Annotated in this window: 23 protein-coding genes and 2 pseudogenes; 17 read left to right on the forward strand and 8 right to left on the reverse strand. The window is 58.9% G+C overall.

What is annotated here, in order from left to right; genetic code table 11:
- The first annotated feature begins 61 nt into the window (after positions 1–61).
- From HGP12_RS29775 to HGP12_RS29785, 3 genes are read left to right on the forward strand one after another with little or no spacing between them, the layout of a single operon-like run.
- Positions 62–820, forward strand: a complete 759-nt coding sequence (locus HGP12_RS29775) for an SDR family NAD(P)-dependent oxidoreductase (RefSeq protein WP_168880033.1) — start codon at positions 62–64, stop codon at positions 818–820.
- A gap of 50 nt (positions 821–870) precedes the next feature.
- Positions 871–1,545: a glutathione S-transferase family protein gene (locus HGP12_RS29780; RefSeq protein WP_168880034.1), complete on the forward strand. Its 675-nt coding sequence runs from the start codon at positions 871–873 to the stop codon at positions 1,543–1,545.
- A 52-nt stretch (positions 1,546–1,597) separates the two neighbouring features.
- On the forward strand, positions 1,598–2,212 hold the full coding sequence (locus HGP12_RS29785) for an isochorismatase family cysteine hydrolase (RefSeq protein ID WP_168880035.1): 615 nt from the start codon (positions 1,598–1,600) through the stop codon (positions 2,210–2,212).
- 395 nt (positions 2,213–2,607) lie between these two features.
- Here HGP12_RS29785 and HGP12_RS29790 read toward each other — a convergent pair whose 3' ends face one another.
- Positions 2,608–3,612, reverse strand: coding sequence for a LacI family DNA-binding transcriptional regulator (locus HGP12_RS29790; protein ID WP_168843376.1), 1,005 nt, complete (start codon positions 3,610–3,612; stop codon positions 2,608–2,610).
- A 222-nt stretch (positions 3,613–3,834) separates the two neighbouring features.
- On the opposite strand from HGP12_RS29790, the gene HGP12_RS29795 reads away from it, so the two are divergent.
- The 4 genes from HGP12_RS29795 (at position 3,835) to HGP12_RS29810 (ending at position 8,563) form a co-directional block, all read left to right on the forward strand.
- Complete coding sequence (locus tag HGP12_RS29795) at positions 3,835–4,974, forward strand: sugar ABC transporter substrate-binding protein (RefSeq protein ID WP_168843375.1); 1,140 nt, start codon at positions 3,835–3,837, stop codon at positions 4,972–4,974.
- Positions 4,975–5,052: 78 nt separating this feature from the next.
- Complete coding sequence (locus HGP12_RS29800; protein WP_168880036.1) at positions 5,053–6,591, forward strand: sugar ABC transporter ATP-binding protein; 1,539 nt, start codon at positions 5,053–5,055, stop codon at positions 6,589–6,591.
- Entirely contained in the window at positions 6,588–7,583 is a 996-nt protein-coding gene (locus HGP12_RS29805; protein ID WP_168880037.1) for an ABC transporter permease, read from the forward strand. The genes HGP12_RS29800 and HGP12_RS29805 overlap by 4 nt, the downstream gene beginning before the upstream one ends.
- Positions 7,580–8,563 (forward strand): ABC transporter permease, encoded by a 984-nt coding sequence (locus tag HGP12_RS29810; RefSeq protein WP_168843372.1) that lies wholly within the window; start codon positions 7,580–7,582, stop codon positions 8,561–8,563. The genes HGP12_RS29805 and HGP12_RS29810 overlap by 4 nt, the downstream gene beginning before the upstream one ends.
- Before the next feature lie 593 nt (positions 8,564–9,156).
- On the opposite strand, the gene HGP12_RS29815 is transcribed toward HGP12_RS29810, so the two are convergent.
- Positions 9,157–10,050 carry a hypothetical protein gene (locus tag HGP12_RS29815; protein ID WP_312862955.1) on the reverse strand — a complete coding sequence of 298 codons (894 nt, stop codon included), beginning with the start codon at positions 10,048–10,050 and terminating at the stop codon, positions 9,157–9,159.
- 380 nt (positions 10,051–10,430) lie between these two features.
- On the opposite strand from HGP12_RS29815, the gene HGP12_RS29820 reads away from it, so the two are divergent.
- A complete protein-coding gene (locus tag HGP12_RS29820) occupies positions 10,431–10,640 on the forward strand; it encodes a helix-turn-helix transcriptional regulator (RefSeq protein ID WP_168843398.1) in 210 nt (69 codons plus the stop codon).
- An 88-nt stretch (positions 10,641–10,728) separates the two neighbouring features.
- On the opposite strand, the pseudogene HGP12_RS34330 reads toward HGP12_RS29820, so the two are convergent.
- Both HGP12_RS34330 and HGP12_RS29830 read right to left on the reverse strand, forming a co-directional pair.
- A pseudogene (locus tag HGP12_RS34330) lies at positions 10,729–11,069 on the reverse strand (IS110 family transposase); the annotation flags it as partial.
- A 75-nt stretch (positions 11,070–11,144) separates the two neighbouring features.
- On the reverse strand, positions 11,145–12,209 hold the full coding sequence (locus HGP12_RS29830) for an ABC transporter ATP-binding protein (protein ID WP_168843370.1): 1,065 nt from the start codon (positions 12,207–12,209) through the stop codon (positions 11,145–11,147).
- 347 nt (positions 12,210–12,556) lie between these two features.
- Here HGP12_RS29830 and HGP12_RS29835 point away from each other — a divergent pair, with 347 nt between their 5' ends.
- From HGP12_RS29835 to HGP12_RS34935, 9 genes are all read left to right on the forward strand, one after another.
- A complete protein-coding gene (locus tag HGP12_RS29835) occupies positions 12,557–14,227 on the forward strand; it encodes an ABC transporter substrate-binding protein (RefSeq protein ID WP_168880039.1) in 1,671 nt (556 codons plus the stop codon).
- A gap of 70 nt (positions 14,228–14,297) precedes the next feature.
- The gene (locus HGP12_RS29840; RefSeq protein ID WP_168880040.1) at positions 14,298–15,416 is read left to right on the forward strand and encodes a carbohydrate ABC transporter permease; all 1,119 of its coding nucleotides are present in this window, start codon (positions 14,298–14,300) and stop codon (positions 15,414–15,416) included.
- Positions 15,416–16,327 carry a carbohydrate ABC transporter permease gene (locus HGP12_RS29845; protein ID WP_168843367.1) on the forward strand — a complete coding sequence of 304 codons (912 nt, stop codon included), beginning with the start codon at positions 15,416–15,418 and terminating at the stop codon, positions 16,325–16,327. Before HGP12_RS29840 ends, HGP12_RS29845 begins: the two co-directional genes overlap by 1 nt.
- Before the next feature lie 15 nt (positions 16,328–16,342).
- The gene (locus HGP12_RS29850; RefSeq protein ID WP_168880041.1) at positions 16,343–17,371 is read left to right on the forward strand and encodes a LacI family DNA-binding transcriptional regulator; all 1,029 of its coding nucleotides are present in this window, start codon (positions 16,343–16,345) and stop codon (positions 17,369–17,371) included.
- Positions 17,372–17,387: 16 nt separating this feature from the next.
- Positions 17,388–17,849 carry an RbsD/FucU family protein gene (locus HGP12_RS29855; RefSeq protein ID WP_168880042.1) on the forward strand — a complete coding sequence of 154 codons (462 nt, stop codon included), beginning with the start codon at positions 17,388–17,390 and terminating at the stop codon, positions 17,847–17,849.
- Positions 17,846–18,775: a ribokinase gene (locus HGP12_RS29860; protein WP_168880043.1), complete on the forward strand. Its 930-nt coding sequence runs from the start codon at positions 17,846–17,848 to the stop codon at positions 18,773–18,775. Before HGP12_RS29855 ends, HGP12_RS29860 begins: the two co-directional genes overlap by 4 nt.
- A 591-nt stretch (positions 18,776–19,366) precedes the next feature.
- Positions 19,367–20,575, forward strand: coding sequence for an NO-inducible flavohemoprotein (hmpA, locus tag HGP12_RS29870; protein ID WP_168843363.1), 1,209 nt, complete (start codon positions 19,367–19,369; stop codon positions 20,573–20,575).
- 77 nt (positions 20,576–20,652) lie between these two features.
- Positions 20,653–21,117, forward strand: a complete 465-nt coding sequence (locus HGP12_RS29875; RefSeq protein ID WP_168843362.1) for an RrF2 family transcriptional regulator — start codon at positions 20,653–20,655, stop codon at positions 21,115–21,117.
- A 588-nt stretch (positions 21,118–21,705) separates the two neighbouring features.
- Complete coding sequence (locus HGP12_RS34935; protein ID WP_409527241.1) at positions 21,706–21,834, forward strand: nuclear transport factor 2 family protein; 129 nt, start codon at positions 21,706–21,708, stop codon at positions 21,832–21,834.
- Positions 21,835–21,856: 22 nt separating this feature from the next.
- On the opposite strand, the gene HGP12_RS29885 is transcribed toward HGP12_RS34935, so the two are convergent.
- The 4 genes and pseudogenes from HGP12_RS29885 to HGP12_RS29895 all read right to left on the reverse strand — a co-directional run.
- Entirely contained in the window at positions 21,857–22,561 is a 705-nt protein-coding gene (locus HGP12_RS29885; RefSeq protein ID WP_205926725.1) for a DUF899 family protein, read from the reverse strand.
- A 263-nt stretch (positions 22,562–22,824) separates the two neighbouring features.
- Positions 22,825–23,598: a Fic family protein gene (locus HGP12_RS29890; protein ID WP_246703591.1), complete on the reverse strand. Its 774-nt coding sequence runs from the start codon at positions 23,596–23,598 to the stop codon at positions 22,825–22,827.
- Positions 23,598–23,882, reverse strand: coding sequence for a hypothetical protein (locus HGP12_RS34335; protein ID WP_246703592.1), 285 nt, complete (start codon positions 23,880–23,882; stop codon positions 23,598–23,600). Before HGP12_RS34335 ends, HGP12_RS29890 begins: the two co-directional genes overlap by 1 nt.
- Positions 23,883–24,060: 178 nt before the next feature.
- Positions 24,061–24,739, reverse strand: a pseudogene (locus tag HGP12_RS29895) (transposase); the annotation flags it as partial.
- Positions 24,740–24,876 lie beyond the last annotated feature (137 nt).

Genomic DNA, 24,876 nt, shown 5'->3' on the forward strand with positions numbered 1-24,876 from the left:
TATCGGAACGACGCCGCGGCGGTGCGGCATTCCGGCGAGACCACTCCAGGAAGGACATACCATGACCAAGCAGATCGCACTCATCACCGGCGCTAGCCGCGGCCTCGGCCGCAGCATGGCGCTGCATCTTGCCAAGCGCGGCGTCGCCATCATCGGCACCTATCGCAGCGGCGCGGCAGAGGCCGATACGCTGCGCCAGGAGATCGAGGCGCTGGGCGGCAAGGCCGCGATGATCGCGCTCGACGTCAGCGATTCGGCAAGCTTCCCGGCATTTGCCGAGACGATCGCCGAGACGCTGAAGACCCGGTTCGGCCGCGAGCAGTTCGATTTCCTGGTCAACAATGCCGGTCAGGGCCTGTACGCGCTGATGATCCACGCGACCGAGGAACAGTTCGACTCGCTGATCGACACGCATCTGCGCGGCCCGGTCTTCCTGACGCAGAAGCTGCTCCCGCTGATCGCCGATGGCGGGCGGATCCTGAACGTCTCGTCCGGCTTCGTGCGTATCACGATGGCGGGCTACGGCCTCTATGCGGCGGCGAAGGCGGCGATCCAGACGCTGACCAAGTTCATGGCGGTCGAGCTGGGCGCGCGGCAGATCCGCGTGAACACGATCGCGCCGGGCGCTATCGCGACCGACTTCGGCGGCGGTGTGGTTCGCGACGATGCGAATGTGAACGCTTATGTCGCTGGGACCATCGCGCTCGGCCGTGTCGGCGAGCCCGACGACATCGGCGGCGCGGTCGCAGCCATCCTGTCCGACGACATGGGCTGGGCGAATGGCACCACCTTCGACATCTCGGGCGGCCAGGCGATCTGACCGTCGCGCCGCTCCTTCATCCGGAATTGCCGTCACATCGAGAGGCCATCATGCCCGACCCCAGCCTGACACTCATCAGCCACCCGCTCTGCCCGTTCGTTCAGCGCGCCGCGATCGTCCTTCTCGAGAAGAACGCGCCGTTCGAGCGGATCAACGTCGACCTCTCGGCCAAGCCCGACTGGTTCCTGGCGCTGTCGCCGACCGGCAAGGTTCCACTGCTCAAGGTGCACCAGATCGACGACGAGGAAGTCGTCCTCTTCGAAAGCGTGGTGATCTGCGAGTATCTGGAGGAAACGCAGGGCGGCGCGGCGATGTATCCCGACGATGCGCTGCAACGCGCTCGGCAGCGCGCGTGGATCGAGTTCGCCACGCAGACCCTGGCCGATGGCTGGCAGTTTCTCAACGCCACCGATCCGGCGACCGCGGACGCCAAGCGGGCGGCGTTCCGCAACCGGCTCCGGAAGTTGGAGGCCGAGCTCGGGCCGGGCCCCTATTTCGCCGGCGCCGACTTCGGCATGGTGGATGCGGTCTACGCCCCGCTCTTCCGCTATTTCACGATCATCGATCCCGCCGTGTCGCAGGCGATCTTCGAAGGCTTCCCGCGTGTCTCGGCATGGCGGGCGGCACTGGCGGCGCGCCCGAGCGTCAGGAACGCTGTGGCCGAGGACTATGCCGACTGCTTCCGCGAGCACCTGCGCCGGCATCAGGCTCTCCTTGCGGCCTGACGCCAGCCGCAGGGGAGAGCACCCGAACATCATCCAACGAAGGAACAACAACATGACCGACCACGCAACCAACGAAGCCGGCGCTAGGAGCGCGCTGATCCTCATCGAATACCAGAACGACTGGCTGGCCCCCACTGGCGGCATCAACGGCCAGTTCCAGGACCGCGAGCAGATCGACACCGCGATCGCCAATTCGAAGAAGGTCCTCGAAGAGGCCCGTCGCCCCAACATCGAGGTCATCCACGTCAGGATGGTGCTCGAACCGAACTACCGGGTGCTCGGCGAAGGGAAGTACGGGCTGCGCAAGATGGTGCGCGACTATGGCTCGTTCCTCGGCGAGCAGACCGATTTCTTCCCAGGGTTCGAGCCTCGTGACGGCGAATATGTCATCAGCGAGCGCACCGGCGGCAGCAGCGCCTTTGCGGCCACCACGCTCGACAGCTATCTGCGCAATAACCGGATCTTCGACATCTACGTCATGGGCTTCGCCCTGCGGCAGTGCGTCGAGTCGACGGTGCGCAACGCTCACGACCTCGGCTATCACACCAACGTCATCTACGACGCGTCGGCGGCCTTCACCAAGGAACAGCAGACCTCGTTCCTCAACGACATCGCGCCTTTCTACTCAAATGCGATCACGACACAGGCATTCATGACACAAGCTTAAGCCGTTGCGATGCCTAGCTCCGCTGAGGTGGCGCTGGGCGTCGCCTGTCCGGAGGCGGTGCGCCAGCGAGCAGGGCAATCACGTGGGTGAACTGCCCAATTCCTGCCTTCGGTCCGTCGCCTACATTCAAGCCTCCTGAAGCTTTAACGATCAGGCAGAGAAGACGTCTGCTTGAGACTTCCCGGCGCAAAATCCGCACATTCTGCAGTCGGCCCCCAATCAGTCAATTCAGTCAGGCCAAATTCTTGGCTCGCCTAGTCAATCTGTTATCAAGGAAAATTGTAATAACAGGGTCGCGGGTTCTTATCCGTTCAAGAGCATACTAACGAGGCACCTCTCCTCAAATTTCTACAAGGAGCCGTTTGTGAATCTAAGGCCCTTCATTCAGGTATTACCTAGCCACCGGTGCTCTCCCGCAGCTTCACCTCGAAACCGAGATCGATCTGTTCCCGGCTATGGCGGGTGTTCGCATGGATTGCGGATAGCACCTTTTCGGCTGCGAGCCTGCCCGTCTCGTAGCGTCGCGACGCGATCGATGACAGCGAGGGAGAGGCACAGGCTGCAAACTCCAGGTCATGAAAGCCAATAACCGAGATGTCGTTTGGTATGCCGATGCCGCGCTTGCGGCACTCCTGTAGAGCGCCGAGGGCGAGATTGTCATCGGTGCAGAAGATTGCTTCAGGCATCCGCTCACGCTCCAGCATGTCCGCGCAAAGTGCGGATCCGAGCGCGATGGAACTGTGGCTTGGCTGCTGGGTTACCAGTTCGAAGTTTTCGAGGTCTGCTTCCGACATGGCCAGATGATACCCATCGAGGCGAGATTGGGAGCGGTGATCGAGGTTGCCGCAGAGGAATGCGATCCGCCGAAAACCGCGCGCAATCAGATGCCGCGTTGCCGCGCGCCCGGCGCTCTCCTGCGACATGCCGATATTGATGTCGATCGGATCCGGCGAAAGCTCGAAGGTCTCGACAACAGGCAAGTTGCCATGGGCGAGCAGTTGGCGCGCATGCGCAGTGTGGTGAATGCCGGCTATTATGATGGCTTCGACCCGCTGGCCGAGCAGCGCCTTGATCGCATTCTCCTCCTCGATCTCCGAATAGCGGCTGTTGACGACCACGACCTGGAAGCCAGCATCGACCAGCACCTCGTGCAGGGCAAGCAGATATTCGGCGAAGATGACGTTGTAGAGCGTCGGCACGATGACGCCGATCGCATGGGTTCTGGCCGATGCCAGCCGGCTCGCGGCGATGTTCGGCACATAGCCGAGCTCCTTGACGGCGGCATTGACGCGCCTGCGAAGCGGCTCGGAAACGGCATCGGGTTTACGCAAAACACGCGACACGGTGATCGGGCTGACACCGGCGAAACTTGCAACATCGTCCAATGTTACACGGCGCATGGAATAATTTTCCCCGAAATTCTATATTTCTGCAGCAGCGAATAGAATAAGTATAGTTATGCCACAGTTGACAGCGCTAGCAAATAGAAATTGACAGCGCTGTCTACTATGCTACCTTTCTGCCGTTCCGGATATGGATGGGAATGGAGCCTTCCGGACCAAGCATGCCAATCAATTCATATTGGAGGGGCGGCTTCGGTCCGCCCGAGGAGGAGGACATCCATGCTTAAGAGATTGAAAGCGAAGCCCATCGGGCTCGCGTGCCTTTCCGTGCCCATGCTCGCTTTGCTCTGCACCACCGCCTATGCGGCGCCAAAGGTCGTGTCCGGTCCGGCAGCCGATCCCAAATGCATGACGCCTTGGGCAGCCGACACGCAGTTCCTGCAGTTTCCGAAGAAGGAAGGACCCTACCGGATCGCGCTCGCGAACGGCTATATCGCCAATACCTGGCGCATCCAGATGGTGCAGACGGCGAAGGCCTATGCGGCACAGCCCGACGTCAAGGCGAAGCTGAAGGAATTCAAGGTTGTCTCGACAGGCGAGGACGTTCCGGCCCAGATCTCGGCGATCAACAACTTCATCGATGCCGGCTATGACGCAATCGTCGTCGACGCGCAGAACCCGACGGCCTTCGGCCCGGTCATCAAGCGCGCCAAGGAAGCGGGCGTCGTGCTCGTCGCCTTCGATAACACGCTCGACACCAAGGACGCGATCAACGTCAACGTCGACCAGAAGGGCCTCGGCGTCATCTGGGGCAACTGGCTGGTCAAGCACATTCCGAATGGCGGCAAGGTGCTCGAAGTGCGCGGCGTCGCTGGCACCTCCGTCGATACCGACCGCCACGACGGCATCAAGGAAACGCTGGCCGCCTCGGGCAAGAAGTTCAACGTGACCGAAGTCGTCGGCAAATGGGACGATGGCGTCGCGCAGAAGGCGACTGCGGATGCGATCGCCACCAACGGCCCGTTCGACGGCGTCACCGCGCAGGGCGGCGACACCGGCGTCGTGCAGGCGATGATCGATGCCAAGCATCCCTTCGTGCCTTTCGGCGGCGAGACGGAGAACGGCTTCCGCAAGCTTTGCGCCGCCCATGCTGCCGACGGCCTGAAGTGCACCTCCGCCGGTACTGGCCCCGCCCAGGTCGCCGTCGCGATCCAGACCGCGATCGCGGCACTTGAGGGCAAGGTGATCCCGCAGGCGATCAAGCTGCCGACGGCGCTCGTCTCCGATCCTGATTTCAAAGAAGGCCAGGATTACTATCCGAAGGAGTCCGATAACTTCTTCGTTGGCAATTCCTTCCCCACCTGCGGGATCAATTTCACTGCCCAGGAAATCATGGGGCAGACCAAGGAAAACCAGTAAGCCGTTCCATTCGTCATGGTGGCCGCGGGCGCATCCGCCCGCGGCACTGTCTTCATTATGGCTGCGGGAGACGGACGCTTGAGCCTATCTGAACCTCTTTTCCGGATGGACGGCATATCGAAGCGATATGGCGGCGTCATCGCGCTGAAGAATGCCAGCATCACGATCCGCCCGGGCGCCATCCACGCCGTTCTCGGCGAAAACGGCGCGGGCAAATCGACGCTCATCAAGATCATGGCCGGCGTTGTCTCGCCCGACGAGGGGAGAATGCTGCTTGACGGCCGGGAGGTCGGCTTTCCCACGCCTTCGGCGGCGATGGCATCAGGCATCGTCTGCGTCTTCCAGGAACTGTCGCTCATTCCGGATCTGTCGGTCGCCGACAATATCGTCATCAGCAATCCGCCGCTGCGCTTCGGCATGATCGACCGGCGCAGGCAGCGCGCGATCGCACAAGAGGCGCTGGCGCGCGCAGGCGCGTCGGATATTCATCCCTCATCGCCGGTGAAAGACCTGCCGCTGTCGCGCCGGCAGATGGTCGAGATCGCCAAGGCGCTCGCCCGCAAGCCGCGCCTGCTGATCCTCGACGAGGCGACCTCGGCTCTGACGCAATCTGATGTCGAGAAGGTGTTCGGCGTTCTCAAGCGGCTGCGCGCTGAGGGCATGGCGCTAATCTATATTTCGCATCGCATGCACGAGATCGCCGAACTGGCGGATGATTGCACGGTCTTTCGCAATGGCCGCAGCATCGAGTCCTATCCGGCCAGAGCCAAGACCGACCAGCAGGTGGTCGAGCTGATGATCGGCCGCGAATATACCAACGTTTTCCCGCCGAAGCCGGCGATTGCGACCGATCGCGCGCCCGTTCTATCCTGCCGCGGCCTATCCTGGGGCGATCGTCTTTCCAGTATCACCTTCGACGTTCGCCCCGGCGAGATCATCGGCATTGGCGGGCTGGACGGGCAGGGGCAGCGCGAGTTGCTGCTGGCGCTCTTCGGCGTGTTGCGCGACCTTAACGGTACGATCGAGGTCGCCGGCCAGCGGGCACTGTTCAGGAGCCCTAAACAGGCAAAATCGGGCACGACCTCCGTCGCGCTGATCCCGGAGGATCGTAAGACCGAGGGGCTGATGCTACCGATGACCGTGCGTGAAAATCTCTCCATAGCGGCACTCGGCAGCGTCTCGAAGTGCGGCGTCATCGATCGGGCTGCAGAGCAGGCGAGGATCGATGAGTTGCTGAAGCTGCTCGCCATCAAGGCTGCGACGATCGACATGCCGGTCGGCGCGCTATCGGGCGGCAACCAGCAGAAGGTCGTCATCGCCAAATGGTTGATGAACAAGCCGAAGATCATCTTGCTCAACGATCCGACGCGCGGCATCGACGTCGGCACGAAACAGGAGATCTACGCCCTGCTCCGCAAACTTGCCGATGCAGGTGCGGCGATCATCCTCTATTCCACTGACTATGACGAACTGATTGGCTGTTGCGACCGCGTACTCGTCATGTATGACGGAAGCGTCGTCCGCACGTTAGAGGGTATCGAGATCAACGAGCGCGAACTCATCGGCAGCGCGCTCAATGTCAATTCCCAGGCCGGCGAACGGAGGATCGGACAATGAGCAAGACGTCTCCCGGCGACTGGCGGTTTTGGCATGCGCAGCACAAGGGTACGTTGCTCGCGGCCACGCTGTTCGTGGTCATGTTCATCGTCTATGTCAGTAACCATCCGGCCGGCTTCACGCCGAATGTCGTGCAGACGGCGGCCAACAAAGCGACGCTTCTCGCCTTTGTCGCCATGGCGCAATGTTTCGTGGTCATCACGTCAGGCATCGATCTATCCGCCGGCATGATTCTGATCCTTTGCAATTGCCTGGCCTCCTGGCTCGTCGTCGGCTCGCCGCTGCAGACGGGAATCGGCGTCGTCGCGGTTCTTCTTGCCGGCCTCGCCTGCGGTCTGCTGAATGGGCTGATCATCATCGTCGGCAGGCTTCAGCCGATCGTGACAACGATCGCGACCAGTGCCGTCTTCTTCGGCCTCGCGCTGCTGCTGCGTCCGTCGCCCGGCGGTTCCGTCAACGAGGATCTGGCGGACGCCTTCACCTCAAAGCTTTTCGGTGTGGTCCCGGCGAGCCTCGTCGTTCTGGCACTGACGATCCTGATCATCTGGGTGCCGTTCAGTCGGTCGGTGTTGGGACGCGCGGCCTATGCCGCGGGTTCGTCCGAGACCGCGGCCTATATGTCGGGCATGCCGATCAAGCGGGCAAAGCTTGCCGCCTATGCGCTGGGTGGCCTGCTGTCCGCAATCGGTGGCCTCTATCTCACCTTTTTCTCCTATACGGGGGAGGCCGCATTCGCGAGCGGCAATGCCTATACGCTCTACTCGATTGCGGCCGTCGTTCTCGGCGGCGTCTCGCTTGCCGGCGGGCGGGGAAGCGCGATCGGTGCGGTGTTGGGCGCGCTCGCCTTCCGCACCATCGGCGATCTGCTTTTCGTCTTTGATCTCGATCCGCTCTGGCAGCCACTCTTCCAGGGTATCGTATTGCTGGTGGCGATCAGCATCGGCTCCATCGGATTGGCGCGCGTGCGCAACAGGCTGGAGTGGTTCCAATGAGCGAGGATGCATCGGCCATGCGGCAATCCATCATCCCGGCCCGCTTGCGCGGCATCGATCCTGCCGTAGCCATCGCCTTCGGCTGCATCATCCTGTTGCTGCTCGGCGGTTCGCTCTATTCACGCAATTTCCTGTCCCCGGATTATCTGCTGCAGCAGCTGAAGGTCGCCTCCTTTCTTGGCGTCATCGCCACAGGCATGATGGTGGTAATCCTGCTCGGGCAGATCGATCTCTCCGTGCCATGGGTGGTGACGGCGGGGGCGATGATGGCCTGTGCCGCGACGGCCTATGGCACCAGCGGGTCTGCTTTCGCCATTCCGTTCGGCATTATCTGCGGCGCCGTCATCGGCGCCTTCAACGGAGCGGCGGTCGCCTATCTGCGCATTCCCTCGATGATCATCACGCTCGCCACCAATGCCGTCGTGCAGGGGTTGATGGTCGTCTACACCGGCGGGTTCTCGCCGCAGGATTCCGCTTCGCCGGCCATGCGCTTCATTGCGACCGGCTATGTCATCCCGTCAGTGCCGAACGGCGTGGTCGTCTGGCTGATCATCGGCATTCTGGCGATCTTCCTCCTGACGCGGACGACCTTCGGCCGCTCGCTCTATGCCATCGGTAATCGTGAACGCGCCGCCTATATGTCCGGCATCGATACGCGCCGCATCACCATGCTCGCCTTCGTCATATCCGGGGCGCTGAGTGCGCTCGGCGGCGTCTTGCTCGCCGGCTATGCCTCCAAGGCTTCGCAGTCTATGGGGGATGCCTATCTGCTGCCGTCGATCGCAGCCGTCGTCCTCGGCGGTACGCATGTGCTCGGCGGCAAGGGCTCCTATCTCGGGACGATCGCCGGCGTGATCCTCATCACGCTGCTGCAGTCGATCCTGTCGGTCATGCAGATCGAAGAGGCCGGGCGGCAGTTAATCTACGGCGCGGTAATTGTCTGCATGCTGTTGCTCTATGGGAGGCAGAAGTTGGCCTAATCAACCGGTCGATGGTGTGCCGCACGAGCCTGCAATGTCCGGGAGCTTAATGCCTGACGCCCGATGCCCTTTGATCACGGTTTTTGCCACAGCGGGGCGTCGCGTTGGCGGCATTGATTATAGTCTGAATAAAGTTCACAGCCATTGCCAGTGTCGGCTCCTAGGGTAAACTCTTGTTAAGTCCCTTGGCGATTCGATGGGAGATGTTCCGACCTCGCAGTGAATGCCAGCGGAACGCGTCGAGCTAGCTAATATCGGCCGACCCTCGGACCCGTCCTCGACTTCACGGCAGGGACGGCGTCAATGATTTTTGAGGGCGATGCGCAAAAGCGATCTCGGGGGCGCGTCGATCGGGCCGCCAAGGAGCAGGGCCGGTGATAAAAGGGAGCCCATCTCATTGAATCCCCGACCCGGCTTTGCCTATGGGCTTTCGGCCCCATTTCGGCCACTCCCATAGCAGGTAGCTGGCCTCATAGGGAAATGCAGTGATCACAACAAGTCATCGACGGGTCGGCAGTTCATATTCCTTCAAGGCGGCCAAATTGCTGCAGACTTGAAGTGCGGCCAGCCAGCGCTGCGTATGTCAGATGAAATCACGACGCTTCCCGCAACGCCCTTCTCACCTTGCGCGAGAGCTCATCGACCGTCGCCATAACTCGGTTCATCTGGGACAGCGTGGACGCGGACCCCGGGGCATGGCTGATGACGTGATGCTCGTTGCTTGCGGAGAGCGTGGCCAGATGCGCCACCGTCCGCTTGCGCAGGATAAGGCCAGCGTCGGTCGCTATCCGCGTCCGTTCGCCGAGGTCGGGCCGGAAACCGCCTACCATCGTGGCGTCCACGCCTTTGGCGAGCAGGAATGCATTCAGGTAGAGTTCCATCGCATGGAGCGCCAGAAGACGCTGTGGAGCCTGGTTGGGCTTGGACGAGCCCTCGCCAAGCTTCCTGGCCGCCTCTTGGTAGTGTGTCGCCAGGTTTAGAATGCTCCGAACGCCTGCCGCTTTGCCAGGCTGTGTAGGTCGCTTGCATGATGTCGGCCGGCGCTTCCCAGCAAGGCGGATAAGATCCTTCAGCATCGTGCGCAGCTCGGGCCAGGGGGCATCTTCGAGCTTCAGGCCGGGATCGTGCATGACGATCAGGCAATGGAGTTTCGCGGTGACTTCCATCAGGGAGGAGGGTGGTGTGATCCCCATGACACGTCCCGATATTCCGGCCCCTTCGGCGAGCTCCTGTTCGAGGGCGAGCGCCGCGCTGTATCCCAAACGCTGATCCGCTTCCTTCCATCGTTTCCGGCGCCTTCGAAGCTCGGCGCGCGCCCGAGACAGGTCTCCGGCATTAAGCTGCGTTGCCATTCGATTGATGTCGGCAAACGAATGAACCTTAACGACGCCATCCTTTCCAACACTCGGCAGCGTCGCTGCCGGAAGACCACCGGCCTCTTCGAGCAATTCCTTCTCAAGTTTTTCTCTGAGACGAGTGGCCTTCACCTGCTGCTGATAAAGCGCATACCATTTCGGCCACAATTCCCTGACGGGCGTTGGGCCAGGCTCTGTTCGCCGACCGTCAGGATCGTTGATGTGAGAATTTAATAGGCGCGACGCGATGGAAAGCAGGTTCCGGCGGTCGATCACGCGCGGGACGGTTTCACACGTCGGAGGGAATGGGCTTATTTTTCCGCGGGCAAATGCGGGCAAAGTTCTGCTATTCTCAGAATCAGCCATGATCCGAGCTCCCTGAAGCTTGAATTGCGGTCAGGTCACGGAGAGTGTCGCAAGCACTCTGCGTGGCCGCTGTGAACCGTCCCAGAGAGTTTGAATCATATAAAGATTATGTCAAGGTTATAATGTTGACTGCCGATCAAATCCGAATGGCGCGAGCTGCTCTGAAGTGGGGCGTTCGGGATCTCGCAAGCCGGGCTAATATTACGGCGGCGACGGTGACTAGGATCGAAGCCGGTCGTCCGGGGTATGCGGCGACATTGGAGGCCATCCGTGGAGCGTTCGAGGCCGCTGGCATCGAGTTTATCCCGGAAAACGGCGGTGGCGCCGGCGTCCGTTTTTCCAAACCAAGAAGTTAAATCATCGAGCGACCATATTGATGGTACGCTAGACTCTGTCGAGCGGTTGCCCACTCCTATACACAAGTAGCTTCAAAGTTAGATGATCGTTTCGGAAGCGGGCAGGTACGTCGATCGTGCTGATAAAAGAAAGCAACGTAACCGGGCCGACACCAGGAAGCGTCATTAAGCGTGTGCAGGTCGCACTACCTTTGGCGATTTCCAACACTTTCCGATGCAGGCGGGAAAACTCCTCACGTAGCCTCTGCCTGGTGGTCAGGAGGGCGTCCATGATCTCCGCCAGATCGGGCATGTCTTCGGTCAGCTCACGGTCCTATCCTCGAAACAGGCCGCCCCAACTACGCCGACTTTGAGCCCAAAGTTGCGCAAGAGGTCGCGAATGTCATTTTCGATGGCAATTGCATTTTCTTGCAGAAGCTTGCGCGTAGTTGGGGGAAGGTTCACATGGCTCAATTCTCAATGGAAATTATATGCCTAACCGGCTCAGTTTTGCATGGAAACCAGCTACTGCCGTAATGTTCGGCCTGACTGTGCATCGAAGAGATGTAGCTTTCCGACGCGAGGGATGACGGTGACTTCGTCTCCAGGACGGAAATCGTGCCGTTCGGAAAAGACCGCAACGAGCTCGCTATTGCCGTAGCGCAGGAAAACCATGGTCTCGTGGCCGGTCGGCTCCGTCACATTCACTGTTGCTTTCAGGCCGGCGTCGCCAAGCTGCAGATGTTCTGGACGAACCCCGAGCTGGACCGTCTGACCGTCGGTGGCAGCGGGCGCGAAACCCAGAGCGATCTCATCACCGGTCTCGGAGACGAAGATGTGCCCATCGGCTTTGTACTTGCCCTTCATGAGGTTCATGGACGGCGAGCCGATGAAGGTCGCTACGAACGTGTTGTTTGGCCAGTCGTAGAGGTCGAGCGGCGTGCCGATCTGCTCGACATGGCCGCCCTGCATAACCACGATTTTGTCGGCCATGGTCATGGCTTCTACCTGGTCATGAGTTACATAGATTGTCGTCGTATTGAGCCGCTGATGCAGTTCCTTGATTTCCTTGCGCATTTGTACACGCAGCTTGGCGTCGAGGTTGGACAGCGGCTCATCGAACAGGAAGACTTGCGGCGAGCGAACGATTGCACGGCCCATAGCCACACGCTGGCGCTGGCCACCAGATAGCTGACGCGGATAGCGGTCAAGATAAGGCACGAGATCGAGCGTCTCGGCTGCTGCTTGCAGGCGCTGCTTGATGACATCTGCCGGCTGCTTCTGAAGGCGTAGCGCAAAGACCATGTTCTCTGCCACCGTCTTGTGCGGATAGAGCGCATAGCTCTGGAATACCATCGCGATGTCGCGGTCCTTAGGAGGCACGTTGTTAACGACGCGGCCCCCAATTGAAATCGTTCCACCGGTAATGCTTTCAAGTCCCGCCACCATTCGCAGCAATGTAGACTTGCCGCAGCCGGAAGGGCCGACGAGCACGACAAATTCGCCATCATCGATTTCGATATCGATCCCGTGGAGAACTTTCATGGCGCCGTAGGTCTTTTGCGCCCCAGATACTTTAACTTCAGCCATCTCGCTCCCTCTGCCTACGCAAAAGCCATTTTTCAAGGCTTTCACCGAGGCATTCTCTCATTCTTTCAACGGTCTCTTCATCCGCGGCCCGGGCACATTGCGCCATGCACCGCCGTATGAAATATCGCGGAATCCCCCTCTATGAAACGTTTCATTTTCGATTGACATTTTACGGCTACTGTCTAATTCTCCTCATCGAGACCGAGAGGAGCGGTGTCAAACGCAACTGATGAAACGTTTCATTTCGTTGAATAACAGATAGCTTTGCAGCAGACCAGTGTAAATTTTGCGACTGGTTCCGCATCAACCGGCGGGCAGATCACCGGGGACAAAACGGAGGAGACCACATGAAACTCGAAGTATACGATGCATTGATGCGCCGTCAGGCAAGCCGTCGCGACATCCTGCGCGGCACGGCGAGCGCTGCCGCGCTTATGGGTGTTTCCAGCGTCATGGGCGGATTGCCGTCTTGGGCGTTTGCCGCGGATGACGTCCGGGCACAAATTCTGAAAATTCCCGGCGTAGGCAAGGGCGCGCCAACGGATGCCGACTGGCAGAAAGTAGGTGAGCTTTGCCTTGGGCCGACCAAGGCCAACGTCAAGCAGGGCGAGTTTGCTGGCGTTGAGCTGACCTTCATGGGGCTTAACAACCAAAATCTCCACAATTTCCTGTTCCGCGGCTTCCTGAAGCCATGGGAGGCTTATACCGGCGCCAAGATCAAATGGATCGACCTGGCTCAGGCCGATTATAATGCCCGCCTGCAGCAGTCGATCGCTACTGGTACCGTCGATTTCGACATTCTTGAAATGGGCGCGCCCTTCGAGGGTGATACAGCCGGCAAGGGTCTGCTATCCGAGATGCCCGATTGGGTAAAGAAGCAGATCGATATTGACGACTACGTGGATTATCTAAAGCCTCCCGTTGGGACCTGGGACGGCAAGACCTATCGCGTAACGATTGACGGCGACTGCCATAACTTCAATTACCGCGCTGACTATTTCAGCGACATGGCCCTTGCCAAGGCTTGGAAGGACGAAGGCCACTCTGGTGAATGGAGCGTTCCGAAGACCTGGGCTCAGGTTCAAGAAGTTTCGAAGTTCCTGAAAGGCAAGAAGGATCCGCTGTCAAACGGCCCGGCCTATGGTTATCTCGACCCGTATAAGGGCTGGGGTGGCTTTGGCTTCTACTTCTTGGAAGACCGGGCAACCGCCTATGTGAAGGTGCCGGGCGATCCAGCTTGGCTGTTTGACCCTGAAAACATGAAGCCGCTCGTCAATAGTCCCGGCTGGGTCCGCGCTATTCAGGAAGCGATGGACCTCCTATCTTACGAACCCACCGACCAGATCAACGCCGATCCGGGCACGACCGGGTTCCAGCAGTTCCTCGCCGGTACTGGTTCCATGGTCACATGGTGGGGCGATATCGGCCAGCAGGCAAACACGTCCGACACATCGGTCGTCGGCGAGGTTGCTGCTTTCGACATTCTGCCTGGGTCCGAGGATGTATATGACCGCAAGGCGGGTAAATGGGTGAAGGCAAAGGACGGCGTGAATTATGCGCCGAACTGCGCTTATCTCGGATGGGGCATCTACGTCATGGCCCGCGTGGAAAGCGACAAGCTGAAACACCGTGCTGCGTGGAGCGCCGCCGCCCATCTCGGAGGCAAGGATCTGGCGATTTGGACGGCCATGTATCCGTCGGGCTTCCAGGTACACCGCAACAGCCAGTCCAAGATCGAAGAATGGGTGGCCGCCGGCTACAAGGGCGACTACATCTCGAACTATCTAAAGTCGCAATTCGGCTCCTATAACCACCCGAACCGTGCTGTTGAGCCGCGTATCCCGGGCATTTTCCAATACTATTCCGTCGCGGAAGACGAATTGGCGAAAGGCTATGGCGGCAAGTACAAGTCGGCCCAGGAAACCGCAGATGCCATCGCCGCCGCCTGGGAAAAGATCACCGATCAGATCGGCCGCGATAAGCAGCTGAAACTGTATCGCGCGAGCCTTGGGCTCTGATCCCGTAAGGTGATTAAGCCGGCGGAACGTCGCGTTCCGCCGGCCTTCGAATAGCTTGGCGGGGACTATTATGTCGACAATGGAAGGCGATCTGTTGCATACGGTCGAGACCGGCTCGATTTCGGCGAGCCGGCGCATTTGGGGTTATGCAGCCCTCTGGGTGAGTGCGGCCTGGTTTGCCGTTTCGTTTATGCTCCAGGCGTCCCATGACCTCGGCTGGGCGCAATGGGGCTTCGAAAATTGGCGGCCCGTGCTCTACGCCTATTTTATCTGGGCAGCAGTCCTTTGCGTGACGCGTGTCGTCATTCATGGTGAGGCGGGAAAGAAGGCGCTGTTCGTGCTGCCAGCCGCCCTTTTCGTCGTGTCCATGGTGGTATTTCCGCTTCTATTTGCGCTTTGGGTCGGATTTTCCGACTGGAACCTGGCTTCGCCGACAGGACGGCAATTCAACGGCCTGGATAATCTGCGGCAAATGCTGGGGGACGCGTTTTATCTCAATGCGCTTATCAACATGGGCTATTATGTCCTTGCTATCGCGGTTGAATATGCGATTGCCTTTGGTTTGGCACTGCTGCTGAACCAGGAGATTGTTGCTCGCAAATTCTGGCGCGTGACCTTTCTCCTCCCGCTCATGCTGTCACCGGTTGCTGTGGGCTGGATGGTCGGAAAGTCGATGCTGGAGACGCGCTTCGGGCCAATTGCTCGGCTTGCTCGGTGGCTAGGCTGGGAAAATCCGTCTTTCTTCGGCGATCCACTGACCGCGAAGTTTTCGATCATGATCATGGATGCCTGGACGTTCATTCCTTTCATGATGATCATGCTTCTTGCCGGCCTGCAGTCGCTGTCACGCGAAGTACTGGAGGCTGCGGAAGTCGATGGCGCAACGAAATGGCAGCGCTTCTGGCAAGTCATCTTCCCGCTGATGCTGCCGGTTTCGGTGACGACGGTCATGATCCGCATCATCTTCAAGCTGAAGCTCGCTGACATCATCATCACGGTCACGGCCGGCGGCCCGGGTGGCGCCACGGATTCCGTCACCAGCTTCATCTATCGCGAATATCGCGATCGTTCGAACGTCGGATATGGAACGCTTCTGGCGCTCGTCTACCTGGCAATTATCGTCATTGGTATGACAACGCTGATCAATGTTTCCGACCGCATCGTCAAGCGCATGACGGGGAGAATCTGATGGCTGCAATTGACTTTGACAAGTTCGCCCGCCGTCAACGCGCGCGTTGGTGGGCAATGCGCTTTGTTGTCTACGGCCTCCTCGTAACCTGGGCGATCGTCAGCCTTTTTCCACTTTTCTGGACAATTTCGACTTCCTTCAAGACAGCGCCCGACGTTATGAAGGGCAATATTGTGCCTTGGTACGAATTCACGCCGAGTTGGCTCGGCTGGCGCTCTCTCGGGCTATCACCTGACGCGCTCACACAGACTTCGACCGTTCGTGACGAGTTTATGCGCCGGCTATGGAACAGCGCCGTGATTTCGGGGACAGCCTCGGCGCTCGCCGTCTTCCTTGGATCGCTTGCCGCCTATGGGCTCAGCCGCTTCTCCTATAAATTCGGCCATATGCGCAATTCCGACATATCCTTTTTCTTCTTGTCGCAGCTCATCATGCCTCCGGTTGTTCTGGCCCTGCCATTTCTGGTCCTCTACAAGCAGCTTGCTCTCCTTGATACCTTTGGCGGACTGATTGCGGTCTATACGCTGATGGTTCTGCCGATCGTCATCTGGATCATGCGTGACCAGTTCGCGACCATCCCTGTGGAGCTCGAGGAAGCCGCACTCGTCGACGGACTGTCGATCTGGGGCGCGTTCAGCCGCATCATCGTGCCGCTGGTGGCGCCGGGTATGGTTGCAGCCTTCATCCTCGCTCTGATCCTGTGCTGGAACGAATATTTCTTCGCAGCCCTGCTGACATCGACGAACACCAATACGCTACCGGTCATGATCGCCAGCCAGACGGGCAGTCAGGGGATCAACTGGTGGTCCATGGCGGCGCTTTCGACGGCCGGGATCTTGCCACTTGTATTCGTTGGCATCCTGCTCGAAAAACACATCATCGCGGGCATGACAGCCGGCGCAGTGAAATAGCGGCAGCGTGTGAATATGGACAAGATACCCACAGTCAAGGATGTCGCCACGCTGGCGGGTGTCTCGGTGGGTACAGTATCGCGAGTGCTCGCTGGCGAGCTTTCCGTCAAGACAGTGCTGCGCGACAAGGTCCATGATGCGATCGACGCGCTCGGCTATCGCCCGAATGTCATGGCCAGGGCGCTGCGTACCAGCAAGACGGATGTCATCGGGCTGATCGTTCCCGATATAACCAACCCGTTCTTCTCGCAAATGGCGGCCAGCGCCGAACGTGCGGCACTTGAGCACCGCCATTCGCTGATGCTGGCGAGTTCTCACAATGACCGCGAGGCTGAGCAGAGCCACATTTCGGCTTTTCTCGATCGTTCTGTGCGCGGCATCATCATTGTCGCGGCGAATGTCACCCATCCCGCGCATGTGAAATCCAAGGTGCCGATCGTGTCGCTCGATCGCCGCTTTGCCGATTTTCCGCTGATTTCCATCAATCATGCCGAGGCGGCGGCACTCGTTGCCGATCATTTTTACGAACTCGGCCATCGGCGCATCGCCTATATTGCCGGTCCGGCCGATACTGAGGCCGGGCGCGCGCGCCGCGAGGGCTTCGTGAACCGCATCCGCGCATTGGATGAAAAGGCGGAGCTCAAAATATTCTCCGGCCGGTTCGACTACGAATCCGGCGAGGTCATCGCGCGGCAGCTTCTTGCACAGCCGCCGAATATGCGGCCAACGGCTATCGCCGCTGCCAGCGATCAGCAGGCGATTGGAGTCCTTCGTGCGGCGCGGGACCTTGGCCTCGATGTGCCGGGCGTCCTCTCCATCGCTGGTTTCGACGATATTCATCTCGCCAATCTTGTCGTGCCACGCCTGACGACCGTGCGCCAGCCGACGGACCAACTGGCTAGGCGCGCGGTCAAATTATTGCTCGAAAGGGTATCAGAACCTGGAGACGAGGCCTTGAGCGCCTCGCTCATCATCCGCGGGTCGACAGCGCCACCGCCAGACCAAGCCGGACATCAATTGAAAACAGGCCGGAAGAGCCGCTAAAAGGAGTGAAGAATCAATGCTCAAAGGTATCAGGCCAGAACTCAATGGAGATATTCTCCAGGCGCTGTCCAAGATGGGGCATGGCGATTACCTCGTGGTTTCGGACACGAACTTCCCTTCGGATTCGGTGGCCCGGCACTCGCCGCTCGGTGGTCTTTTGACAATGGAGAATACGCCCGCACCAAGGGCGATCGAGGCGATCCTCTCTGTCTTCCCGCTCGACACGCCGCTGCAGCCCTCGGTTGGCCGCATGGAAGTAATCGGCAAACCGGACGAAATCCCAGACGTACAGCGGGAAGTGCAAGCCGTAGTCGATCGCGCAGAGAACAAGGCGGCACCCATGTATCCGATTGAGCGGATGGCTTTCTACGACATTGCCCGCAAGGCCTATTGCGTTATCGCGACTGGCGAGACGCGGTTCTACGGCTGCTTCATTCTCACCAAGGGTGTCATCCCAGCCAATGAGGTGGCGCGATGAGTGACAGAAAGACCATCGTTATCCTTGGCATCTTCGCCGCCGATACCGCCTATAAGGCCAAGCGTCTGCCGCATGTCGCCGAAACCTTGATCGGTTCTGGCTTTTCTCTCGGTCCTGGTGGCAAAGGCTCCAACCAGGCAATTGCCGCGGCAAAAGCAGGCGGCCACGTCACCTTTATCTCGCGTGTGGGCAACGATCCCTTCGGTGACATGGCGCTTGCGGCCTATGCGGCGGCAGGCGTGAAGGCCAATGTGATGCGCGTGGAAGGCGTCTCGACCGGTGCCGCCTTCATCTTCGTCAACGAGGACAACGGCGATAACGCCATTATCGTAGCCCCTGGCGCTGCCGGCCTAATCGGCATTGAAGATGTTGATGCCAACCGCGCGGAAATCGAAGCCGCTTCTATCTTCATGACCCAGCTCGAGCAGCCGATCGAAGCCGCCATCCACGGTCTTTCGATCGCGAAGAAGGCTGGCGTTACGACGATCTTCAACCCCGCGCCGGCACAGGTGATCCCCGATAGTATCTATCCGTTATGTGACTTCATCGTCCCGAACGAGATTGAGGCCGCAGGTATCGTCGGCCATCCGGTCGACACCGACGAGCAGGCAGTGAGGGCCGCCGAGACGCTTCTCCAGCGCGGTGCGAAGACAGCAATCATCACGCTCGGCGGGCGAGGATCGCTGTTTCGAACGCCAGGCCATAGCGAGTTCGTTCCGGCTATTGCCGCAGGAAAGGTGATCGACACGACCGGAGCCGGGGATGCCTTTCTCGGCGGCTTTTCGGCAGCCCTTGCCGAAGGACGCGCGCCGATTGACGCCGTGCGTTTTGCGTCGGTGACCGCCGGCATTGCAGTGACGCGCCCCGGTACAGCGCCCGCCATGCCCGCGCGAAGCGAAATCGAGGCGCTCCTCAGTTCTGCGTGACGGAACGAACAGCTTCCTTGATAATCCCGTTTAATCGTCCTCGCCGCCGTCTTCACGTACCGCAACGAGGACCTTTGCTCAGCTCTTGCGCCTCGAATACGGGCAAATGCTGTGGGACCAGGTCCCACTCTCAGCAATGCAAGGCAAAGCGAGGCTGACTTTGCACGCCAATCGGGCGTCGTTCTGCTCGGCCGCGGGGTGTCCCTAATCAGGTTGCCGAAACGGTTGCCAATCTAGCGCGCGCCGAGAGTATCACCGGCCAAATGATCGCGGTCGACAGCGCACAGCACCTTGCCTGGCAGACGCCCGACATCACCGGTATTTCAGAATAAAAATGGAGAGAATTATCAACGTTACCCTCAAAATGAGCTCGTCAAGTACTCGTCGGTGAGCTCATTTGACAGCCCTTAGATCAACCTCAGATCGCTGTAAATCGATGGGGCGTGGTTGGGAAACGAAGGGGCCTGACTATGCTGGGCTCACGTGTGGCAGAACCGCACAGGGCATCGCTAATGCAAAAAGATACATTGTTGATATATGTTTTAAGGCATACATCGGTTCCCGCCACTATCAAAATCATGGAGATCCGAAATGGCTAGAGAACTGAGCGCGGCAACCAAGGCAATCGTGCAGGCCACCGTACCCGCGCTTGCAGCCCACGGCACCGAGATCACCGCCGCCATGTATCTACTGCTTTTCAAGGACGAGGAGGTTCGCAACCTCTTCAACCAGTCCCACCAAGGCGAAGGCGGCGGGCAGACGAAGGCGCTGGCACAGGCGATCCTCGTCTATGCGCAGAATATCGACAACCTCGCCGTCCTCGGGCCGGCGGTCGAGCGGATCGCACAAAAGCATGTCGGCCTTCAGATTCAGGAGCATCATTATCCGCATGTCGCCAACGCACTGCTCGCAGCCATCAAGCAGGTGCTGGGCGACGCCGCAACCGACGAAGTGCTTGCAGCTTGGGGCGAGGCCTACTGGTTCCTAGCGGATATCCTCATCGGCAGGGAAAAGCAGGTCTATGATGAGCTAAGCGCCACTGAAGGCGGATGGAACGGGTGGCGCCGCTTCCGCATTGCCGACAAACGCCGCGAGAGCGACATCATCACCTCCTTCGTACTCAAGCCGGAAGATGACAGGCCGGTCCTGCGCCATCTCCCCGGCCAGTATCTGACCTTCCGGATAGCCGTGCCCGGAAAGGGTGAACATCGCCGCAACTACAGCATCTCCTCTGCTCCGAACGGCGAGACCTACAGAATTTCGGTCAAGCGCGAGCCCTCGGGTGTGATTTCGAACTATCTGCATGACAAGCTGGTCGTCGGCGATGTGCTCGAAGTTGCGCCACCGGCAGGCGATTTCTTCCTGAAGGAGAATACGGCGCGACCGGTCGTCTTGCTGAGCGGCGGTGTCGGCCTGACGCCGATGGTCAGCATGCTCGAAACCATCGCAGCGAAAGAAGAGAACGCGAATGTCTACTACGTTCACGGCGCCGAAGACGGCAAGGTTCACGCGATGGGCGAGCATGTTCGCAAGCTCATCTTCGGCCGCGACGGAATGAGGTCGGCGATCTTCTATCGCGCGCCGCATTCCGACGATCGGAAGGGCGTTCACTACGACCAGGAAGGCTTCGTCACCCTCGAGTGGCTCGCCGAGAACACGCCACTGACGGAAGCCGACATCTATTTGTGTGGTCCAAAGCCGTTCCTTACGACGTTCGTCAATGGATTGGACAGAGCCGGCGTTCCGAAAGACAGGATCCACTACGAGTTCTTCGGTCCGGCCGACGATTTGGCGGCATAACATGAGCATCAGGCGGTTGGAGTTCGCTCCGCCGCCTGATTGCTATTATGCTTCAAAATGGAACCAGGAAGAAATTCATGCGGCTGACAGTTTATTCCGACTATGCATTGCGGCTGATGATGTATCTCGGTCTCCGTCCGGGCGGGAACCCGTCGACGATCGATGAAGTGGCTGCGGCTTACGGTATCTCCAAGGCGCATCTAATGAAGATCACCAACGAACTCGGTAGGAAGGGTCTGATCGAGACCATACGGGGACGTCAGGGGGGAATGCGCCTGGCTCATGACGCATCGGCGATCAGGGTCGGAGACATCGTTCGGGCCTGCGAGCCGGACTTCGCGCTGGTTCCCTGCATGGAAGCCGAAGGCGGTAATGCCTGCGTGGTATTGCCGGCCTGCGTGCTCAAGCGCGCGCTTGCAACCGCGACCGCAGCCTTTCTCGAAGTCCTTGACGGCTACACGTTGCAGGACCTCGTCGGGCCAACCGTCGCGCTACGCCAACTTCTGGGCTTAGAGAAGTCAGAGAGGGTGGCATTACGCTGACAAAGAAATATGCTTTACTGAAGCTCACATAGTATTTCCGGCTCTTCCCTATTCGGTGTATTGACGTCAAGCGCTTTTGAGCTTTCAGCTTCTCGGTAGTTTGATGTCTCTCGCAGGCCCTCGCTTCTCTTCGGGATCGGCACACGGCCATCTCAGGATGGGATCAATAGAATGAGATGGCCCAGTCTGTTGCGCGTTCTGACCGCGGTGAAGCAACACCAAGGAGGCATCGATCCCGACGCCGAATAAAGTCCTTACCATGGTGTTCCACACCTCGCCAACAGGAGATAGCCATGCCAGCTCTGGATGAAGTGCCAGGTCAATCGTTGTGAGAGCGCTTCCCTTAACTATATCAACGGCAACTCCGCGACCCCTGATCAATATGTCGACGCCCCACGGACCCCGCGACCTTCCTTCCTCCGTCCGGGAACCGGATCGACGGTCCGGCGGCGGTCAACGCTTCGAACGAGAAGGGGCCGCGTCATTTAAGGAGGGAAGCGGGGCAGTTTCGAAGTCCCGAAATCCTTCAGTCTTCGTAGGATGGAAACCTGGGCTTCTGGACGGGACTGCAGCATGCCAAAGCCCAGGATGGCTGGTCAAGACGGAGAGATTCCGATGTCGTTGCGCGTGACGGAGGTCTTCCGACGCGAGGAGGGAGAATGGAAGCTCGTCCATCGACACGCCGATATGCTAAGGCTTCTTCATAGCCAAGGCTAGATTAACTGCAGGGAGTCGAGCGTTAGTATTTTAGCTTCGGATACCAGTCTGCGCCGCGCCCCGCCGGAGTCATATCGAGAATATTCCACAGCGGTGCAATATCAACAGCGCCTCTGGGATCCTGTCCAGGATCGGCCGCTTCGCGTGGCATTTCGGCATTGTAGAAGACACGAATTTCCGATCCGTTCTTCTGGTAAACAGTGAAGCCCGGATATTCGTAACCCTCATCATCGACCAGGCCTAAATCTCGGGCATAGTCGTCACCTACCGTTTGAACAAAATCCAGGTCATGCCAACCTCGTTCCATGGCAAACGCCCGTTGTCGTTCCACAGAGCTTCGCCCAATGATCTTGAACGCAACTCGTTGTTTGACATCGACCCCGTTGCCGTTCGCGCCGCCAAGGAAGTTTGTGCACATCGGGCAGGGCCGTTCGCGCTGCGGACCGAACATCCAGAAATACGTCACAAGTGTGTCGTGATTTCCGAAGAGTTCTGCAAGTCCGATCTCGTTACCATTCTCGTCCTTGAACCGGTAGTCTTTTTCGACGACCGGGCCGGAGGGTAGCTGCCGGCGAAGGTCGGCAAGCCGGGTGAGATGGCGTCGGACTTCGATTTCTTCTGCCAGCAGGGCCGTTCTGGCCTTGGAATACTGCGGGCTTTCATTCTTGAACCGGGACACTCGCTTCGCGGCCAGCTCCGCAGCGGGTTTTAACTCACTCATGTTCATGTCTTCGATCCCTTGAATCTTCGCGGTCATTTTCGTGCGCCATCAGCTTCTCGCAGGCTCTGCCAGACCGATCCGGTTGTTTCCTCATCGAGAAAACGCGCAAGGGGGCCGAAGGATCCGCGAGCCGCGGTCGGGCAGCCAGCCTGATATAAAGCGTGATATTCTCAAAGGCTAAGCGAGCTTAGGGGTTGTTTGAATTACCGGGGCGACAGTTCGCATCCCTTCGAGAGGAACCCATTCAGATGGGCCCGACATCCGATTCATCAGGAAAGACCGTACCAGGCACCGCGGCCGGCACCGTGCAGGACGAGGTGCCCTTGATCCACAAGTGCCTTGAGATGATCCTTGATGGTGTGACGGCTTGCATCGGTGATGCGAGCAGCTTCCGCGACTGTAATCCGCCCGTGCTCACGCGCCAACTCGAGCAATGTGACGGATAATTCCGGCATGTCGGCGAGGATAATGCGCTCGCGCTCCATCTTCTTCTCAAGCCGGGTCTTCTGCAGATGCAGGGCCCTCAAAAAGAACTCGATCCAAGGATTCCAGTCGGGCTCCGTGCTGCGGATCGTTGCCTGCGTACGCCGAAGCGAGATGTAATAGCTTTCCTTGCTTTGCTCGATGACGCTTTCGAGCGAGCTGTAGGGGACATAAGCGTAGCCGGCCCGCAAGAGCAGCAAGGTGGTCAGAATACGTGATAGGCGGCCATTGCGATCCTGGAATGGATGGATTTCGAGGAAAACGACAACGAAGATCGCGACGACCAAAAGTGGGTGGAGCTGCTTTTCTCGCCCTTGCTCATCCAGCCAAGCGATCAGTTCTTGCATTCGACGCGGCGTATCGAACGGCGATGCCGTTTCGAAAACGACGCCGAGGCTCTCGCCCTGTTCGTTAAACACTTCCACGTTGTTGGAGAGCGCTTTGTAGGCGCCGCGATGCCGCTCGTCCTTTGTCGAATGTGCAAGAAGGTCGCGGTGGAGCTGACGGATATGATTCTCGGTGAACGAAATAGCTTCGTAAGCACTGAAGATGTTCTCCATTACCTCCGCATAGCCGGCAATCTCTTGCTCGTCGCGTGTCGTAAATGACCCCAGGCGAATGTTTGCCAGCAGCTTTTCGACCTCTCGGTCGGTGAGGCGTGCCCCTTCAATACGTGTGTGGAGGAACCGACGCTTTCGATCGTGGCGACACGCCGGAGGCTGGACAGCCGCTCAGGCGCGATCCGGCCGATCGCGCGCCAAGCACCTTTGAATTCGTCGATTTCGGCGATCAGCGACAGGATTTCCGCCGTGATCCGGATGGTCGCCGTGTTTAGAAATTCCATTTTCCCATCCAATCCCATCCAATTCCTGAGGCACTCTCATGCACTATTTATCCATCCGTTTCCATCCAATTTCTACGAGATAGTTTGTCAGATCTATCAGTTGATCGCGCGCCAGATGACTGGCCAGTCTTCACTCGACCGAATTCAGACTTTTGCAGCGAGAAGAGAAGATGTACGAGGAGCGCGAGGTGGGGAAGTTTTCCGGATCTTCGATCGCAGCAATGTACGAGACGGCCGTTACGGCACCAACGCCTGGAATCGTCATCAGAAGCTTCGTAGCCCGGCTCTGTCTGGAAACTGCGACCAACTGTTTATCAAGATTGGCTGCGCGCTCACGCATTTCGCGCCATGCCTCGAGGAGGGGTAATATCACAACTGCCAGGCCGCTATTTCCATTCAGCAACTCTCTCACATTGGCATCAAATACCCGTCCTTCTCCTTTGGGCACGACGAGACCAAACGTTTTCAGAAGACCGCGTATTTGGTTGCTGAGTTGCTTGGAAATGCTCACGAGCAGGCTACGCGCTGCCACTAGTGTACGCGTCAGCATGTTGTCGAAAGTCTTCACTCGCACGACTTTGTAAAACCCGGCTTTGGCCAACTGCGCCAGACCATCCGCATCATTGGCATCAGTCTTATTGAGGGTCTCATTCAGAACCTTTTGCGCAAGACGTACTTCGATGCAAATCGCGGGAATTCCTTCGGCTGTCAGCGCGTGATAGAACCAAGTCGACAGTGGGCCTGTCTCGAAAACAACCACCTTTGCGCGTGGAGGCTTTCGGATGATCTGCGATAGAACTTTGGGATCAGAAGGACATTTGCCTCAACGAAACATCAAGCCCGATATATTGGTCCATGGTTGCCTCCCATTTGATGCTGGGCCCGGTTCCAATCGTGAGCCCGTATTTCATCTTACCGGGGGCAACCACCAATGTCAGATATTGCTAGGGCAATGTCGTTGGGGGAAGCGTCCGCGATTACCCCATGTTCAGGA

Origin of the sequence: Rhizobium sp. P28RR-XV, from assembly GCF_012641385.1 — a bacterium.
GTDB lineage: Bacteria > Pseudomonadota > Alphaproteobacteria > Rhizobiales > Rhizobiaceae > Rhizobium.